Origin of the sequence: Legionella sp. PATHC035, assembly GCF_026191115.1 — a bacterium.
GTDB lineage: Bacteria > Pseudomonadota > Gammaproteobacteria > Legionellales > Legionellaceae > Legionella.
This window is the reverse complement of record NZ_JAPHOT010000001.1, coordinates 2,299,532-2,315,770: the sequence shown is the minus strand read 5'-3', so window position 1 is coordinate 2,315,770 and position 16,239 is coordinate 2,299,532. Positions and strand designations below refer to the sequence as shown.

Sequence of the window (16,239 nt, the reverse complement as noted above, 5' to 3'; positions counted from 1 at the left end):
GATAGCTTAAAAGGAATTTTACATGACCAGACTAGAAGAATTACTCTACTCCTTAACCACCGTGATCCTTCGTTATCACGACAGCCAACCTAAAGTAAAAAAATCAGTTACGGAAACGGATGAAGAACTATTGCAAGAAGAATACCTCACTTATGCTAAAGAAATAATTCAAAATCAAGAACTGCATTTTAAAATCTATTTAAGTAATCTGATTAAACAATGTACCGATAGTGGAAGAAGCCCTTTCTTATATTATCTCTTGCATGAAGTGTCCTCACTCAAAGCATTGCTGGATCAAAAAAAATCACTTGAACCGATGCAATTAGAGGAATACGCCAATCAAATTGGTCAATTATTCATAGATCTTAAGCGACTATTGGATACCCCAAAATCAAAAACTTATAAAGTCACCTACAGCAAAACTCCAGAGAGTCCGGCGGCTCCCATTCCTCTTTCTGGTTTAAAAATCGAAGGATATTTCGAAGACGGATTATGTAATTCAGGAGAGATTTTAAGAGTTTGCGTTTTAAAACCATTCAAAATAACGACACATTCTTCAAATGAAGATCTTAAAAACATAGCAAAACAAATTTGCAACGAACACCAGCATACTTTTTTAGTGCCTGAATTATTCGCGCAACTTGCTGATTATAAAAAAACAAATTTAGAATATGAAGAGAAACTAAATTCATTAGCAACACAAGAGCAAGAAAAACAAAAAAAATCGGAAAGCGTTTCTTCCAAACAAATGCTGGCTCTTTATTTGCTCTGCTTTCAATATAAAAGAACACTAGCACGAGCAGATCAGCAAAAAACCCTGCTCGACACGCAACAAAAACTCATTGCTGAACTGCAACAAAAAGTCAGTGAGTTAACACAACAGATTGAGAAAAAACCTTCACCTTTCAAATTTTATAGCCCCTCTTTTTAAGCATTCTACCTCCCTCTCAATAGAAGCGCCTTGAAAAATCCATACTGATAGAATGGATTTTTCGCCACATCGCCAATTTTTTTCGGCAAGAAACCCTATCAAATGAAAAAAAAACAGCAAATTATGACAATAAAACGATCGATTAGGTCTTTTTTTAATAATTCCTTAATAAAAAAATACTATCATTGGGTACATTATAGTTAAACCACAGTGAGGTTATATCTGTGTTCAGCAAGCAATTTAAAACCAAGACTGATGCCGTCAATGAAAAAATTAATCGCATTTCGAAAGCGACTGAAGTACAAGACATACGAACTTTGGCACGTTTCGATGAACTTTTGAGTAAAAACCCTCACCGTGAGCATATTCAAGGTTATTTTGCTGAAATTCCATTATCTGAATATCAGACATTTGTACCTAATGGACCTCACTTTCCTGATCGCTATGGTCAACCTTACAAAGGCGGCCAGTTTGATGCCCCCTTATTCACCTTAAAGGAATGGCGTGACCATTGGCAAGAAGGACACCCCGATATGGAGCAGCCCGATTTATTAGTGAATGCAAACTGGTTTAATGTATGGACAACCGGTGTGCCAAACGAGGGAGAAAAAATCAACCCTAGACAACAAGCGCGAACCTATCTTATTGGGTTATCGCTGAGTAACGGTCAATTGGTATCTACCCATAAAGTGCTTGATCAAGAAAATGTTGGCCTGGATACGATTACCTTTGATGCCTCAACGAAAAAAGCGGAGCTCATTCCTCATAATCAAATTGATGATAATTCAGAAAAAAATCCCGATTTTTATAATCAAAAAAATGCTGTGTCAGGATTTATTATTCTTCAGGATCAAACGCAGCAAAAAACCCCTGATTTAAATAACAATCATTCAAATCGATTGCCACGCACCGGTGTGGGATACAAAAATAATGGCAAAACCCTGGTTGTCATGGTCATCCATAATCCGAATCGCAATTATGGAGTCACCGCCGAGGAGTTTGCAGATTTATTCAAGGCGCTCGGTTGTACCGATGCAATCAATCTCGATAATAGCGGCTCAGCAGAACTTTATTACACGGGCTTGGGCGAATTCGGTAAAAAATCGGTCACCGTGCAAACAAAAACGTGTGATGCTGGAACGGTAACGGAACGTCCCAAGCCTAATTGTTTGGGCTTTAAAAATGTAAGTCAATGCACTTTCTTTGCCCAGGATGACTCAGACCTACCAACACGCAAAGAAAAACTGGATACGCAGAAACAATCAGCCAAAACGGATGATGATTTAAGCTATACGTATTACATTAAACGCTAGTTTACGGTCGATCAAAATTGCCGCAGGCAATTTGCTCTCTCTCCTCTATAGAAATTGCATCGGAGGAAGAGCTATCCGATGCAATTTTTAACGTCAACTCCAGAGGAAATTTGCTGGGACTAAAGAAACTATTATTATCACGATAGGCTTGAGCAAGCATATGAGAAGCATATTGAATTTTATAATATTCAGTAAAGTACGAACAAACTACCGCAATATGAAATCGTGAAGCAGTATCATGTATACGTCGGTCATTAAGATAGAGAGTGCGGTCATTGGGATGAGAAACGATAAGATTTGCTTTAGCAAGATTTAGCATATGAATCACGCGATCCTTGGCCTCAACCGTCGGAAAGGTAACCCCTAACAGCTGGCTTTTTGATAGAAAAGCCGGAAAGGAAACTTTATTTCCATCAACAACCAGGGAGTCAGTTTCTTGTAACTCATTGATTCGGTATCGACGCAAAAATACATCCCTTATTTCTTGATTGGGAAACTCAATAACCAATGATTTTTTATCGCCATGAGCATACTCAGATAATTTGATGACTGGACCAAGAATGCGCCGAATAAAATAATTCAATCGCTGTTTTAGCTCCGGTTGATTGGCACAATAGCGATCGATAATTTTGGTAAACCAAGTAGTGCAGCGGTTATTTTCAGTAAGTAGCTGCTCCAGTTGATGATATGCTTGCAGTACTTGCCTTGACTGCCCCGAATCGGATGGGATTTTTTCTAATAAATGGATTTGCTCCTGCATGAGCTGGATAATCGATTGCAGACGTGGGTAATGGGGATGATTTCGAAGTTCATTGGATATGGCTATCAGATCATTCATATCGATAACCATCAATTTTAGTATGATGCTTTTTATTGACATTCTGTTTTCTCACCAGGTTACATGATTCACAGACTCTACCAAAATGAGCTTCATTATGTCTCATTAATTCCATTTTGTCATTTTATTTACCACCATTTTCTAGACTCTGCTCCCATTTCGCTGGCTTGAACCCAAGTGGCAGGAATGTTCTAGAACCTTTAATAAATTCTTTACCCTTGTGGGTATTTTATGTACCCTGGCTTTTCCCAAATTTAATGAATAAGGATCTTTCATGGCCAATTTTTCTACTTTTAGCGTTTATGAAAAAGAAATGCGAGCATTCATAGATAGCGTTGTCGAGACCACTTCCTTAGAAAAAGATAAAATAACCACGTGGCTTTATAGTGATGGCGTAATACAATTTCGTGGGGGACAAGCTGCAGATTATTATCCTTATGTTAATGAAAATCTCAAAAAATTTAACCATAGGCCATTAATCTCCAAACAACATTCGATAGGACAAATATTAACTGGCTTTATGACGCTGAAAAACGCATTCATCAACCAGTTTGCAAACGAAGATCCCGAGCTCAAAATAAAGTTAGAACAATTATTCATTCTCAACTTTTATGGTGCTATTGAAAATCACTTACCCTTTATTCTCATTCAAAGCGAAATATCTTCTCAATTGAACGCTTATCAAGATGAAAACGGTTCCCTTGAACCCAAAGAAGCACTTCAACTCACAATCAAAATGTTTGAAGAAAAGCGGTTAAAACATCCTCAATTGGAGGAAGATTTTAAAAATCAATTAATCTTGATGAATGAGTTTTTAGATGATTTAAGTAAAAAATCACTCCCATCAGAACCAAAGTTCTTTAAACCAACTGCCAATAACCATGGTCCGACAACAACGACGGAACAATTGACCCCCAAATAAGCAAATGTCTTTTGCAGAATGCTGGCTATCCTAAACCCTCGCCCACTTATGGGTAGAGGGTTTAAGCATCCCTCCACCTTGTGGGAAAATGGACTTATTTTTACAATGATTTGCTGGGATCACTAAATTCAACGCGATTTCGTCCCGAGGTTTTAGCACGATACAACGCGTCGTCAGCAAGCCTAATTAAATAAGTGGAATCATCGTTTTGTGGTATACATCCAGCAACACCCAAGCTAATCGTTACAAAACGAGAAACATCTGAATCAGGATGAGGCAGTTTCAATGCATAAACCGCTTCACGTAATGTTTCCGCAAATTTGATAGCACCTGCAATAGGAGTATCAGGCAAAATACAAGTAAATTCTTCACCTCCATAGCGCGCAAGTAAATCGGTACTACGATTGATTGTCTCAGCCAAAGCACGCGCAACGCACTTAAGGGCATCATCACCAGCTAAATGCCCCAGACTGTCGTTGTAACGTTTAAAGAAATCGATGTCGATCATAATCACGGAAATTGATTTGGCATAGCGCAAAGCACGCTTCCATTCATGTTTCAGGAAGTCGTCGAATCGACGACGATTGGCTACGGCAGTTAATCCATCCAGATAAGACATCTCTTGAAGCAAAACTTGCAGCTTCTTTTTTTCTGTAATGTCTTCTCCTACTCCCACATAATGCTGGATTTCTCCATAGTCATTAAAAACGGGCGCAAAACTCCAAGATTGCCAAAACGTACTACCATCCTTTCGGTGAAAGAGAAGTTCACCATTCCAGGATGCACCGGATCGAATCGTTTTTCGTAAATTAGCAAACGCCTTTCTTGGTGTGAGATTATTTTGGAAAGAGTCCGTTGTATGACCATAAAATTCTTCTTTCTTATAGCCTGACAATTGAATCAGTTGGGGATTAACGTAAATAATATTTCTTTCTTTATCAACAATCAGCACAGATACTGGGCTTTGCTCAATTGCCGACTGCATTTCACGCAAACGATTTCGTTCTTGTATCGCTTGGGTTATATCATGAAATGCGATCACAATTCCCTTGGTGCTTTCTTTGAGTTTAATTGGCGTTGTAATTAACGAAACCGGGAAGCATGTACCGTCCTTTCGCCAAAAATAATCATCATCACTCGCATAGGGTTTCTCGGTTTTTATGACTTCCAAATTTTTACAATCTTCAATCGGATAAGGAGCATGAGTATGATAGGAATGATGAAAGAGTAAATGAGAATTTTTGCCAAGCACTTCCGCTTCCTGATACCCTAACATACTGCAGGCAGCAGCATTAATAAACTCTATCGCAGCCTCTTTATTGATAACGAGCAACCCCTCACCAAGCGCCGATGTAATATCACGTAAATACTGTGCGCTGAGTTCCACCTGTCTTTTTGCTAGTTGTAAAGCACGTGTTATTTTTGCATTGAGTTGCAGGGCTTCTTCCAACTCTTGGGTACGTTTTTTTACCTTATCTTCAAGAAAAATTGTATTTTGAAATACTCCAAAATCTGTTCTTGGCGTATTCATATCTTGTTCAGCTCTATCAATCAATGCCTTGATAATTTTATTGAGGCGTTCGATTTCAGCATGCAATTCCTGTGTCGTGTTAGGCTTGCTTTTCTCAGACATCGCTATCCGTCCGTAATTCACCTATTGCCAGGCCGGTGATGGTTTGATTGATATGAATCCCCTTAAATTGTTCTCCATAAGTGCTAAAACCGACGACATGATGATTCTGAAAAATTTTCTCTACGTCCTTTTTCAATCCTTCCCGTTGCATCTCCAAATTGCGTAGAATACAGTCACACGCTAGAACCAATTGCGGCGTACCAATAGATGTTTTAATGTCTTGAAAGGTTTGCTCAATATTTCTTATCAAATCAATACCATGAGCGGCCATAAAAACTAAACCGTTATCAATGGCACAATAAAACTTTAAGCTTCCATCGGGATTAGCCTTTTGGATGGAACGCACATAATCAACTCCGTTGATGCGTATTACAAGTGGTGTCGCAGAAAACTGTTTAGGATCGAGTTTGTCAACTTGAGTATTGACGATACGCGCATATTCCTCCACTGCCGGATAGCCATTAATTTCATTCACAATGCGACGCTCAGGATCTGCTTGCGTCACAACCAGCTTTTCATTGCCACAAACGAAATGTTGTGATTTGAATAGTTTAAAAGGATAGATTGTATTGACTAAGACAAGCGCGACAGAATCAGTATGAAAAGCCCCATCGGCAAATATCCAAGTTTGCTTAAATTGCAGATCATCGCCTGCAGAACCACCAAAAAGTGCGATTTCTCCCAATGCATCCTGCAAAATATGAGTGATTTGCTCTTCGCGAAGGGATAATCCATCCACTAATAAAAAAGCAAAACTGTTTTCAGAATTAGTAGATGGTGCACGTGCTTCAAGATGTTGAAGGAGATTATTAGCAAATTCCTGTCCTTTGTCGTAATTAATATTTTTTATATCATTTAGATGTCCAGCCGCAACGGTAAAACCATCTGATGAAAAACTGACTCCTGAAAGGGAATGCTCTATATAACCGCTGGGTCCGATTTCACCAGCCGTTGTACATCCAATGACCTTCATATTTGGAAACAACTCATTCATTTCTTTGGCTATGGCATCGAGGTTATATTGACTCGAGCAAAAAAATAGAACAAGTTCCATATTGGGCTGGTGCACTGCAGCATAAAATTCCTTCACCGCGGTCTGCGGATCGTTTGCGGTTGACTGCCCTATACGGATAGTTTGCTGGGTGCTCATCTAACATTCTCCATATTTTTAGAGATGCACGTTGAAAAATAAGTTTTTAAAATGACGCTTAATTTATTGCAAATTTACATATAAATATAGCATAGTTGGCGATATGGGGCCAACGAGGGATAGTATCCTACACCCGTTTTAAAAATCAGGAGATGGGGCTTTTGGTTGCTGAGACTCAAGGTATTTCATCAGTTTCGTATAACGCGGTAAAACATAATTTAAAGAGTGCATTTTCGATGATTGAAAAAACGAGACGTGTTGAGGCTCTCCTTTAGCTAAAATTAATTCTACTTCTTTATCTATGTTCATTTCTGTCTCAACCCAACCTGATGCATCGTGTACTAATAAGGGTAAAGCAGTCGCTTTGGGTGATAAAGCCTGATTTAATTGACGACTGTACACTCTTAACTGGAATCTCAGAGCATCTTCGCTACACGTTTCAACACGATAACCCAAGGTGTATAACTTATTTTTTGCATTGGGTATCACCCCAGGCGAAGCAATTTCTATAAAATCATTAAATGAAAATGTCTGAGGGATTCCTCTTAAATAATTATAAACCACGGTCCCTTCAACACTCTCGACTACTCTCTTTGCGCCAGATGAAGCAATTTGAGATAAACCCATTTCATCCAAAGCCTCAAGAACTTTCAGATCCAGCTGGCCTTTAGCCGGTTTTTTTATTAAATCAATGGTAAAAGCGCCATCCATAAACGCAACTTCGCCCTTAATAAAAGATAAATCGGTATCTGCGTCTACATGGGTGATACTGACATTGGCTTTTTTATCGGCAATAAGGAGTGCCACACATCCTTCTAACCCTACTGTAGCCGGGAAGCCTTTTTGGGTCGTGGTTTTTCTCACTGTTTCATTTTGACCTGCAATCAGCATGACCCTGGATTCGCATTCAGTGATTTTTTTTTCTTCCATTTTTAGCGCTACAACAATTTTAACTAGGCTAAGTATACTCGAGGCTTAGCCATTAGCCGATGATTTTCCTAAAAATTTAACTAAATTTAGAGCAAGCGGGACTCTCTTACACACATCCATTTATTTTAGACATCATAAACAAACCATTAATAAATTCTTAAGCTTCACTCGTTACACTATATGCCTTATTGTTAATCTAAAAGGACAAAATATGCCTTTTGTTATAAAAGTATCAGAAGACAATGCGGTTCAATATTCACCAGACCAATCCACCTTTTATCAATTGCACCCAGAATTTGATAAATCATTTCAGACAGATACGACTACTTATGAACCTATATTGATCGATCCTAAAGAAGAGGTTAACTTAGAATCCATCGGGATACACCATTGTCATACGGTGATTGTAAAAGACCGTACGCATAATAATTTTTTCATGCTGCATGTATCACCACAAGCACTGCGAAGACCCTATGATCCAGTTAGTAAATTGGCGGGAAAAGTGGTAAGTACAGGGATGTTTGGTATGTTTTCCATGAATGTTGATGAATCCCTCACCAATATTAAAAAACCAGCCTACATCGATTTAGATCCGTACTATTACGGCACCAATACGATCGGAATTCATCCGGATTCCGAATTAGAAGTGATTGTGGTTGTAAATGCTGAGCATTGGAATGTACAAAAAGTCCAACAAGAAATTGTAGAGACATTACAAGCGCGAATTCCAGGAAAAATCGTCAAGTCTAATGTAATTATTAATAAAGCATTGGAGCATGCTTACTATTACAACATTGTATTTGATCCGAAATCTGAGTCCTTAACGGTCATCTCAACAAATGGGTTATATACCGAACCGTATAAGAACGCTTTCGACAATAATGTACACCAATATACTGATGAGAACCTTCCAGAAGAAATACAAATGAAGCTGAGAAGCCAGTTAAAGAGTTTACAGGGGGAAGCTCAAAAAATTTCCCAGTCTATAATGGACTCAATTGACCCCTATGGAACAATAGAACAGTTCGCGTTAACACCATCAAATGAACTGAATTCCTTGATGCACGGCAAAAGAACAGAACTTGAAAAAATCATTAAGGGAATAGAAGCGGTAATGAGTGAAAGTAAAAATCCAGTAATCAATCTGGGGAGTCACGCTTTGTACGAGACTTATAAACAACTGGGTTTTCTGCATTTATTTGCGGGGAATTATGAGCAAAGCGTATCCTATTTCAGCAAAGTTACACTGTACGCATCCAACATGAGGAAAGCTGAATTCGATGAAGATAAAAGTCGCTACGCAACTCTTACTGGTGTCATTTATGAGCGTCTTGGAAATCTCGAACAAGCTTATATTTTTTATAAGGAAGCGCTGTTAGGCTGCTATTATATGGAGGGTCTTGATGCCAATCTGCGATTTGCCCGTGTTGCATCACAACTAAAAGGAAAAGAAGTGGAGGCTCTGGAGGCGATAATTGATGCCAAAACCATTTTCCTTGATTTAATTGATCGCGTTGAAAATCAGTCACCACCCAAAAAAGAAGAAATACTCAACTCCTTAAAAATAAGAGGCGCCTTCTGTGATGATCAACTTAATGCATTAAAAGAACATTTAATCGAACACCACCATGAGAGCCCTGTCTTACAACAGGAGTTTGATAAACATTTTGCCCTATCAACAAGCGTGAACGATGTTATGCGGCCTTAAGCCCCATAACATCATCGGTTACTCAAACCGAAACGATTCTTGCGCTTAACATTGGAGTGCACAAGATATTTTGTAATCGTGATCCGCGCTCTGGGGATTGAGGGACTCCACATGGGGATAACTGCATAAAAAATTGATACCAGTCTCAATTTCTTGAAGCTGTTTCTCTGCAATAAATCGTCCGTCCACATAGAGACTATAGACTGCAGTTGCAAAAACTAAAGTGGATGCAAGCATCATCCCTAGGCCAAGAAGAGCCGTCCCTAAGGGAGCAGTAAATACAGTAAGCCCAAATAGAACAATTCCAAGCCCAGCAGCAGCGGCAACTATTGAATTGCCGAGTATATTCACACCGCCAAAACACTTACTTGCTTTTTTATTTTCTTCCAGGTCGGATTTTAATCGAGCAAAAAGGTTGGTTAATGGTTTAGCGGCTGAAGCAGGAGTATAATGCTCATCCGATAGTGTCTTATCCAATACCTCGGTAATGAGTGTCTCTAAAGAAGCAGTGTCTAAATATTCTACAACCGCTTTTAATTCATGGAGGCTGGCAGCCATTTTTGAGGCATGCTTCTGGAGCTGCAATAATGCTTGATATTTATCTGTTTCCCAATTTAAAGTTTCTTTGGCTATGAGTTTCTGCCGAATGGCTTTTTCAGAAGCAGTTTGAAAAAAACGTGGGAAGTAAATTGTAGAAAGGATCATAATAGAACTTATTTGGTTATTATTTTAGCGCATTATAAAAATGGAATGTTTCTTTTTCAAGACATCTCACCCCGTTTCGAGCGCTCCTAAAAAAGTGATTCGAAAAATGATTCATACAGTGACTCCAGCAATAATATAAATCGTTGAATTCACAGCGCAACAGCATCCGTAACACATTGTTTCTCTTGCTTATTTAGCAGCACAATTCGGATGCAATTGACACAGAAAGAACTTAAAATCACCCAAAAAAATTATTTTTTTACTAAAAGTAATCTTTAAGTATAATGTGGGCAATATTTTATACTTAGGATCAAAAATGGCTAAAAATACTCTTTTTAACTTTCTTTCTCAAAATGAGTCTATTGTCCAGTTACTTCAAGGACATCAATTGATATTAGACTTCAATAAAAGCAGCCAACACTATTATTACCGTATTGAACTGCCTCTTGAACAATTTAGTATAAAAGACCAAGAAAACATGTATACATTGGATAACCATCACCTGAGTGTGTATGAAAATGAAAATCGTGAAAATCCCAAATTAAGTCAATACCATTACACTGCTGAATTTATCAACCCATCGGGTGAGCGTTATCGTCTTCATGTGTATTTCAATGCGTTCGATGAATTAATTCAAAATATTGCCTTTGAGCAAAAGATTGGTGATGGCTATAAGCTGGTCGACAGCACCCAGATTAGAAATCAATTAATTATTTTAGCACTAAGACACACTGAGCCGCTGATCAATAATTTAAGAAAACAACATCAGGAAAAAATTAAAGATTTAGAAAGTCAGTACCTGGATTGTGATCAACGGCTCTTAAAATATTTTGACTTAGAACAGCAAAATACTACCGAGATATTGGAACTTACTGAAGAAGCCTGTGGCGTGTTAAGGGAGCTGCTCCCACTTGTCCGCTCTTCCAGTTACGCAGCGGCTCTTCGCTTTCATGAAGCGACCGCTCGTTCGCTTAAGCGCGCCCGTACCACCTCGGTTGAACTCAGCAGTACCCTAAGCACTCATGGGGATAATCAGGTCGAAGATATTGCAGAGGAAGTGCCTAATCCTCAAGATGAAGTAGCTTCACACGATAAAGCGTTCTCAAAAGAAGCAAAAGACTATCCTGAAAAAGCAAGCCAACATACTCAACCCAAAGTTTTGATTGTTAATCAATTAGCAGAGGAACTTAAGGCGATAGAAACTCAATTCATAGAATTGAGCAAGGCTCCAACTGAGGTTCAAGCGAAAAAAATCGAGGAATTATTGGCAAAAACTTATGAAATTAACCTAACCTATGAACGTCATCTCCAGTTGAAGGATTTGCATCAGTTACAAAAAATCCGTCGAAAACTGCAGAAACTTGAAGCGGATTTGTTACCTAGTTTATTGTTTGGCAATCAATTTGAACTGGCTGCGTTGTTAACCTCAAGCCATCATCTCGTGCGCGCTGAGAAATTCCTCGCTGTCGCGTTACAAACAGGCAACTCAAGGCTTCTTGATTTTATTTTGACGTATGGTGATATTGACATAAATAACCAACGCGTCACCGTGTTCAAAAAATCATTCGCATCCGCTGTATATGCCTGTTTTCAAGAGGATAGCGCCTCCCATCCTATGAGTGAATGCCTCTCTGTTCTAATTCAACACGGTGCATCTCTTTTTGCACCCGACAATAAAGGACTGCCTCTTGTTTACTCAATTCTCACCGGAGATACACATCCTCTGCGCAAAGCTTTATTTATGAATCGTGCCCGCACCATTGAATCCGTTGAATTTTTCAAAAAATTGAACGCGTTGCTTCGAGTTTATTTAACACGAGAGACACTGAGTATTGAAGAGAAAAGCGCTATAGAGTCTGATCTAAAAAGCTTTGAGTCTCAATTGGAAAACTTGCAAGCTCTGGATATGGAAGACCCAAGTTCGCGTTTTTTAATGAAACGGGTGAACCACCTAGAACAAAGATTCATTGGGGCAATCTTGAGTCAATTGCGGCAAGACCAAGAGATAATCGATTTAAACAAAACAGTTCAAAAAGCTGCCGCCATGCTAAACTCTAAACTCAGTAAACACCAACTACGACAGGCAAAAATTCATGTATCTAATCATATTGAAAGCTTAGAGAAAGTATTGGCCAAAATCGATGTAATGAGTTTTGGTTTTGATTTTCTTAAAACTAAAGCGATTGAAGGTTTGAACAACCTATTAGAATTAATCCAAAAAAAATCTGAACTCCTCGATATTCAAAGTGAGATACTGCGTTATCGAAATAGAAAGGCCAATAAAAACTACAAAGATCTTATGCGCCAACAAAATGTTTTACTGCAAGAAATAAAGGAATTAGAGAAAGAAAATCCCTTGATGCAAGATTTTGAGGCACTGGACAATTCCTTGGAAGCGCTTGGCTCAATAGAGAAAACGCTTAAAAACTTTAACCAAGATCTTCAGGTCTTAAAGGGAATGAGCGATTTATTGAATAAGTTTTCCACTATATTTTCCTTTTCAAGAAAAACTACAGTGGACTCACCCACTGAAAACGATGAAGACCAAGAAAATGATGAAATGCTCGCGAAATTCGAAATGGAGCATGAAGATCTTCTAGCGCTCGTGAATAAACCAAGCTCTTCACTTTAGTCGTTTAGAATCCTAACCCGGGTTTATTCTAAAATCCGGGATACGGCTTAAGCCTTCATCATGGCGACAATACCTAAGGCAATGCAAAATGCCAATTCATTGCTTTGGACAAACCTTCCAGCATGATTTCACCACGGATGCTATTGCCTTTGGCATTCACTTTGGGACTGAGTACCACAATGCCTGCTTTACCAGGAACAACTGCTATGGTGTAGCCCGATACGCCGCTTTTAGCGGGCATCCCGGTTTTGACCATATGGGTGCCTGTCTCATCATAGAGTCCACAGGTTGCCATAATCGCTAGCGTAATTTTAGTGGTTTCAGTAGAAATGATTTGTTCGCCAGAGCTTGGGTCTCTTCCCGCATTCGCTAATAGGGTGGGTAGGAAAAGCATTTGTTCTAAATTGGCTTCATAGGAACAAAGTGCAAAATACAAATCCAAGGTTTCATGAACATCCGCTCCAAGATTGCTTCTACTCTTGAGTAAATAGGCAAGGGCACGGTTACGATTCCCTGTGCGTTTTTCAGAAGCAAAAACGAGGGGATTAATACTCAGGCGTTGATTAAACAATTTTTGTGTCCAATGTTCTAACCAACCAAATTGCTGCTCGCCTTTTCCCGGGATATGGGAGCATAAGGTAATTGCCCCGGCGTTTAACATGGGATTTGATGGCTTGGGACCAAATTGTTCCAAACGAGTAATTGACGCAAAATCATCTCCAGAAGGTTCTACTTTTACCCATTCAAAGACTTGCTCCCCATATTCTTCAAGGAGTCCAATCAAAGGAATCATCTTGGCCGTGCTTTGCAATGTTACCGGACTCAACGGACTATTACTGTAAGAAAGCAGCTGTCCACCTAAGGGTTGTACGGCAATTGCAGTCAAGTCTTGATTCACATTAGCAAGCTCTGGAATATAATCCGCCGTTTTACCCTCTTGATTCACCTCTGCGGTATGAACTAAATCTTCTAACAAATTGATGGTAAGCAATGATGACATGATACCCTTAGACTGAAAAAGCAGCCATTATGATAAATTTAGCACATTAAAACAAATAAATTTGCAAACCGGATTAATTAAAAACTTAATGAAGAGTAGAGCATTTAAGTAGCAACCGCAAATGCGACTAAAGCACGGTGATAGGACGAAAAAAATCTTCTTATTGCTTAGGCAGCTCAATTTTTACAATATCTTCATTAATTTCTTCAATATTGGTTTGCGCTTGCGTTTTTAATTTAAAAAAGATTGGGTCTGCAGGAACATGAGCATACTTGCTATACATTTTCACGGGTAGCGCAATAATTAAATTCAGTATCACTCTTCCAAGCCATGTTCTAAATTTTATGTCTAATGTTTTATTCTCCATTAAATGAGTTACAATTTCTGCCATTTCAGCTTTACATTGTGACTTGATTTCCTGCTGTTTGCTGCCTGGATGCTTTGATAAATAGTCCTTTTTATATTCTTCTTTCGCATTGTTGATTTGACTCTCTAGCAAACCTTTAACTCTTATTAAATGGACGATACGATCGTCATCTGCATTTTTTCCGCGAATTCTCTCTATTTCTCTTTCAATTCTACCCTGAATCGTTGCAGCTGCGGTAAAGAACGGATCCTTTGTTACCCGATCAGACGCTCTTAGTATTTTCCTTTTTTGTTCTCTTTCCTCTTCTTGTTTTACTTTTTCTTCCTTTAAATCCTGAGCCTTTGTTATAATTTTTGGAAAATCAGCTTTAAAAATTTCTACAGACAGTAACGATGGACTAAGAGCTGTGGTTACTTTTGCTGATGCTTCTCGCAGCTTCTCAGCCAAATCCATAGCTAACGGTAGCTTTTCGGGTGATTGAACTTCAAAAAACGTACATGCCTTTCCTAAAAAAGCTTGGGCATCAAGAAAAAATTTATCGCTTCCAGCTATTTTTGCAGATCCTCTTAGGAGACCAACAGTCATTTGTCTAAAACCTGACCATGACTCCATTAACTCTAATAATTCTGCTGGCTTAGGTAAATGCAAGGAGAAAATACTTTCCCATTTTTTCTTGGATACAAGCCATGGCTCCATAATCTGTTTGGACGTGGCCATAATGCCCCCCTCCACTACATCTCATAAATACAGTTTACCTTTTTATTATTAACAAAATATGACGCTGCTTTTTTTGAAGTTAAAATGACTCTTGGTCGTTTTTCTTTGAGTTTTTAATTGATTTAATGCCGTTCCTTATCTTTAAATCAATGAGGGAGGTTTAGTATTCGTATTGATGAGGGTAGTTCATCCGCCACTAAAGCCATGCGTTCCATGATAGATTTCGCTCCAGCAACTGCCGCAATCCCTAAAGAACACTTAAAAGTAATTGGCCTATTTGACAGATATGAGACCAATCTACTATATGTTTTATACGGAGGTAAAAAATAAAAGGGTTCACAATGTCACGATGCTCACGCTGTGAGTCTATTGATTCATACGTATTGCAGGGGAAAGTATTTCTCCATATCATAACCCCCACCAGCCACACATTTTCCAAATTAAAATCCGGGTTGGAGCCTGAATTTAATTTGGAAACAGCCGATCGCGGCTACCTCTACCTCGATCTGGCCCCTGAACAATTTGATCACTTTGCTACCTTAGTCAAGGCATTATTAAGCCAACAGGAACTCAATGACTCCAGCGTTATTATACTGTCTGATAATCAAACCAGCATCAGCCCTGCACAGGCGCTTAAGTCAACGCGAACGCTGGCTTCCTTTGTAAATATGGCCTCGGCACAATGGCTAGTTCAGATGCTCGACCAAAACCTGCTCAGAATCTGGTTTCAACCGATAGTTTCCAGTGCAACGCATGAGATTTATGCTCACGAATGTCTGCTCCGCGCCGAACAACAAGGCAAAACCATCGGTGCCCAGGCTATTCTTTCTGCTGCCAAAGAAGCGGATATGCTGTTTATACTCGATCGCCATGCCCGTATCAACGCCATTAACACGGCAAGCAACCACAAGAAAAAGCTGGAACGGCTGTTCATCAACTTCAATCCCACATCCATTTACGATCCGCAATTCTGCCTGCGGACCACTGATGAAGCAGTAAAGCAGGCACAATATAAGCCCGAGCAAATCGTATTTGAAATCACTGAATCAGGCCTTGTGGATGATAGAGAACACTTAGTGCGTATTACACGATTTTACCGGGAGAGAGGTTATCGTATCGCCCTCGATGATTTAGGATCAGGATATAGCTCGCTTAATATGCTACATGAGCTGAAGCCCGATCTGGTCAAGCTGGATATGGACCTAATCCGCGACATTCATAACTCACCAGTCAAACAGATCATGGTTGAAAAAATTATTGAAATAGCTCAGCAAATGAGCATAAAAACCGTTGCTGAAGGTGTCGAAACCAGGGAAGAACTCGATTGTCTGAAACATTATCCAATTGATTTTTATCAGGGCTACTATTTTGGCAGACCTGCGCCAATATAGGC

At 39.1% G+C, this 16,239-nt stretch carries 13 protein-coding genes; 6 read left to right on the top strand and 7 right to left on the bottom strand.

All coding sequences use genetic code 11. The annotated features are described in order from the left end of the window. Positions 1-22 precede the first annotated feature (22 nt). On the top strand, positions 23-931 hold the full coding sequence (locus tag OQJ13_RS10175) for a hypothetical protein (RefSeq protein ID WP_265710736.1): 909 nt from the start codon (positions 23-25) through the stop codon (positions 929-931). 224 nt (positions 932-1,155) lie between these two features. Then, positions 1,156-2,244, top strand: coding sequence for a phosphodiester glycosidase family protein (locus tag OQJ13_RS10170; protein ID WP_265710735.1), 1,089 nt, complete (start codon positions 1,156-1,158; stop codon positions 2,242-2,244). A 1-nt stretch (position 2,245) separates the two neighbouring features. Here the strand turns inward: OQJ13_RS10170 and OQJ13_RS10165 are convergent, their stop codons facing one another. Next, entirely contained in the window at positions 2,246-3,082 is an 837-nt protein-coding gene (locus OQJ13_RS10165; protein WP_265710734.1) for a hypothetical protein, read from the bottom strand. 274 nt (positions 3,083-3,356) lie between these two features. On the opposite strand from OQJ13_RS10165, the gene OQJ13_RS10160 reads away from it, so the two are divergent. After that, a complete protein-coding gene (locus OQJ13_RS10160; RefSeq protein WP_265710733.1) occupies positions 3,357-4,004 on the top strand; it encodes a hypothetical protein in 648 nt (215 codons plus the stop codon). 100 nt (positions 4,005-4,104) lie between these two features. Here OQJ13_RS10160 and OQJ13_RS10155 read toward each other — a convergent pair whose 3' ends face one another. From OQJ13_RS10155 to OQJ13_RS10145, 3 genes are all read right to left on the bottom strand, one after another. Beyond that, the gene (locus OQJ13_RS10155; RefSeq protein ID WP_265710732.1) at positions 4,105-5,637 is read right to left on the bottom strand and encodes a diguanylate cyclase; all 1,533 of its coding nucleotides are present in this window, start codon (positions 5,635-5,637) and stop codon (positions 4,105-4,107) included. Beyond that, positions 5,630-6,787: a nitric oxide-sensing protein NosP gene (gene nosP, locus OQJ13_RS10150; RefSeq protein WP_265710731.1), complete on the bottom strand. Its 1,158-nt coding sequence runs from the start codon at positions 6,785-6,787 to the stop codon at positions 5,630-5,632. The genes OQJ13_RS10155 and nosP overlap by 8 nt, the downstream gene beginning before the upstream one ends. Before the next feature lie 138 nt (positions 6,788-6,925). Next, positions 6,926-7,717 carry a hypothetical protein gene (locus OQJ13_RS10145; protein ID WP_265710730.1) on the bottom strand — a complete coding sequence of 264 codons (792 nt, stop codon included), beginning with the start codon at positions 7,715-7,717 and terminating at the stop codon, positions 6,926-6,928. Positions 7,718-7,928: 211 nt separating this feature from the next. On the opposite strand from OQJ13_RS10145, the gene OQJ13_RS10140 reads away from it, so the two are divergent. Continuing rightward, positions 7,929-9,425, top strand: a complete 1,497-nt coding sequence (locus OQJ13_RS10140) for a tetratricopeptide repeat protein (RefSeq protein WP_265710729.1) — start codon at positions 7,929-7,931, stop codon at positions 9,423-9,425. 45 nt (positions 9,426-9,470) lie between these two features. On the opposite strand, the gene OQJ13_RS10135 is transcribed toward OQJ13_RS10140, so the two are convergent. Next, entirely contained in the window at positions 9,471-10,130 is a 660-nt protein-coding gene (locus OQJ13_RS10135; protein ID WP_265710728.1) for a hypothetical protein, read from the bottom strand. A gap of 316 nt (positions 10,131-10,446) precedes the next feature. On the opposite strand from OQJ13_RS10135, the gene OQJ13_RS10130 reads away from it, so the two are divergent. Then, positions 10,447-12,762: a hypothetical protein gene (locus OQJ13_RS10130; RefSeq protein WP_265710727.1), complete on the top strand. Its 2,316-nt coding sequence runs from the start codon at positions 10,447-10,449 to the stop codon at positions 12,760-12,762. A 73-nt stretch (positions 12,763-12,835) separates the two neighbouring features. On the opposite strand, the gene glsA is transcribed toward OQJ13_RS10130, so the two are convergent. Together glsA and OQJ13_RS10120 are read right to left on the bottom strand one after the other, a co-directional pair. After that, the gene (glsA, locus tag OQJ13_RS10125; RefSeq protein WP_265711925.1) at positions 12,836-13,765 is read right to left on the bottom strand and encodes a glutaminase A; all 930 of its coding nucleotides are present in this window, start codon (positions 13,763-13,765) and stop codon (positions 12,836-12,838) included. Positions 13,766-13,922: 157 nt separating this feature from the next. Beyond that, positions 13,923-14,846, bottom strand: a complete 924-nt coding sequence (locus tag OQJ13_RS10120; RefSeq protein ID WP_265710726.1) for a hypothetical protein — start codon at positions 14,844-14,846, stop codon at positions 13,923-13,925. 341 nt (positions 14,847-15,187) lie between these two features. On the opposite strand from OQJ13_RS10120, the gene OQJ13_RS10115 reads away from it, so the two are divergent. Next, a complete protein-coding gene (locus OQJ13_RS10115; protein WP_265710725.1) occupies positions 15,188-16,237 on the top strand; it encodes an EAL domain-containing protein in 1,050 nt (349 codons plus the stop codon). The last annotated feature ends 2 nt before the right edge of the window (positions 16,238-16,239 follow it).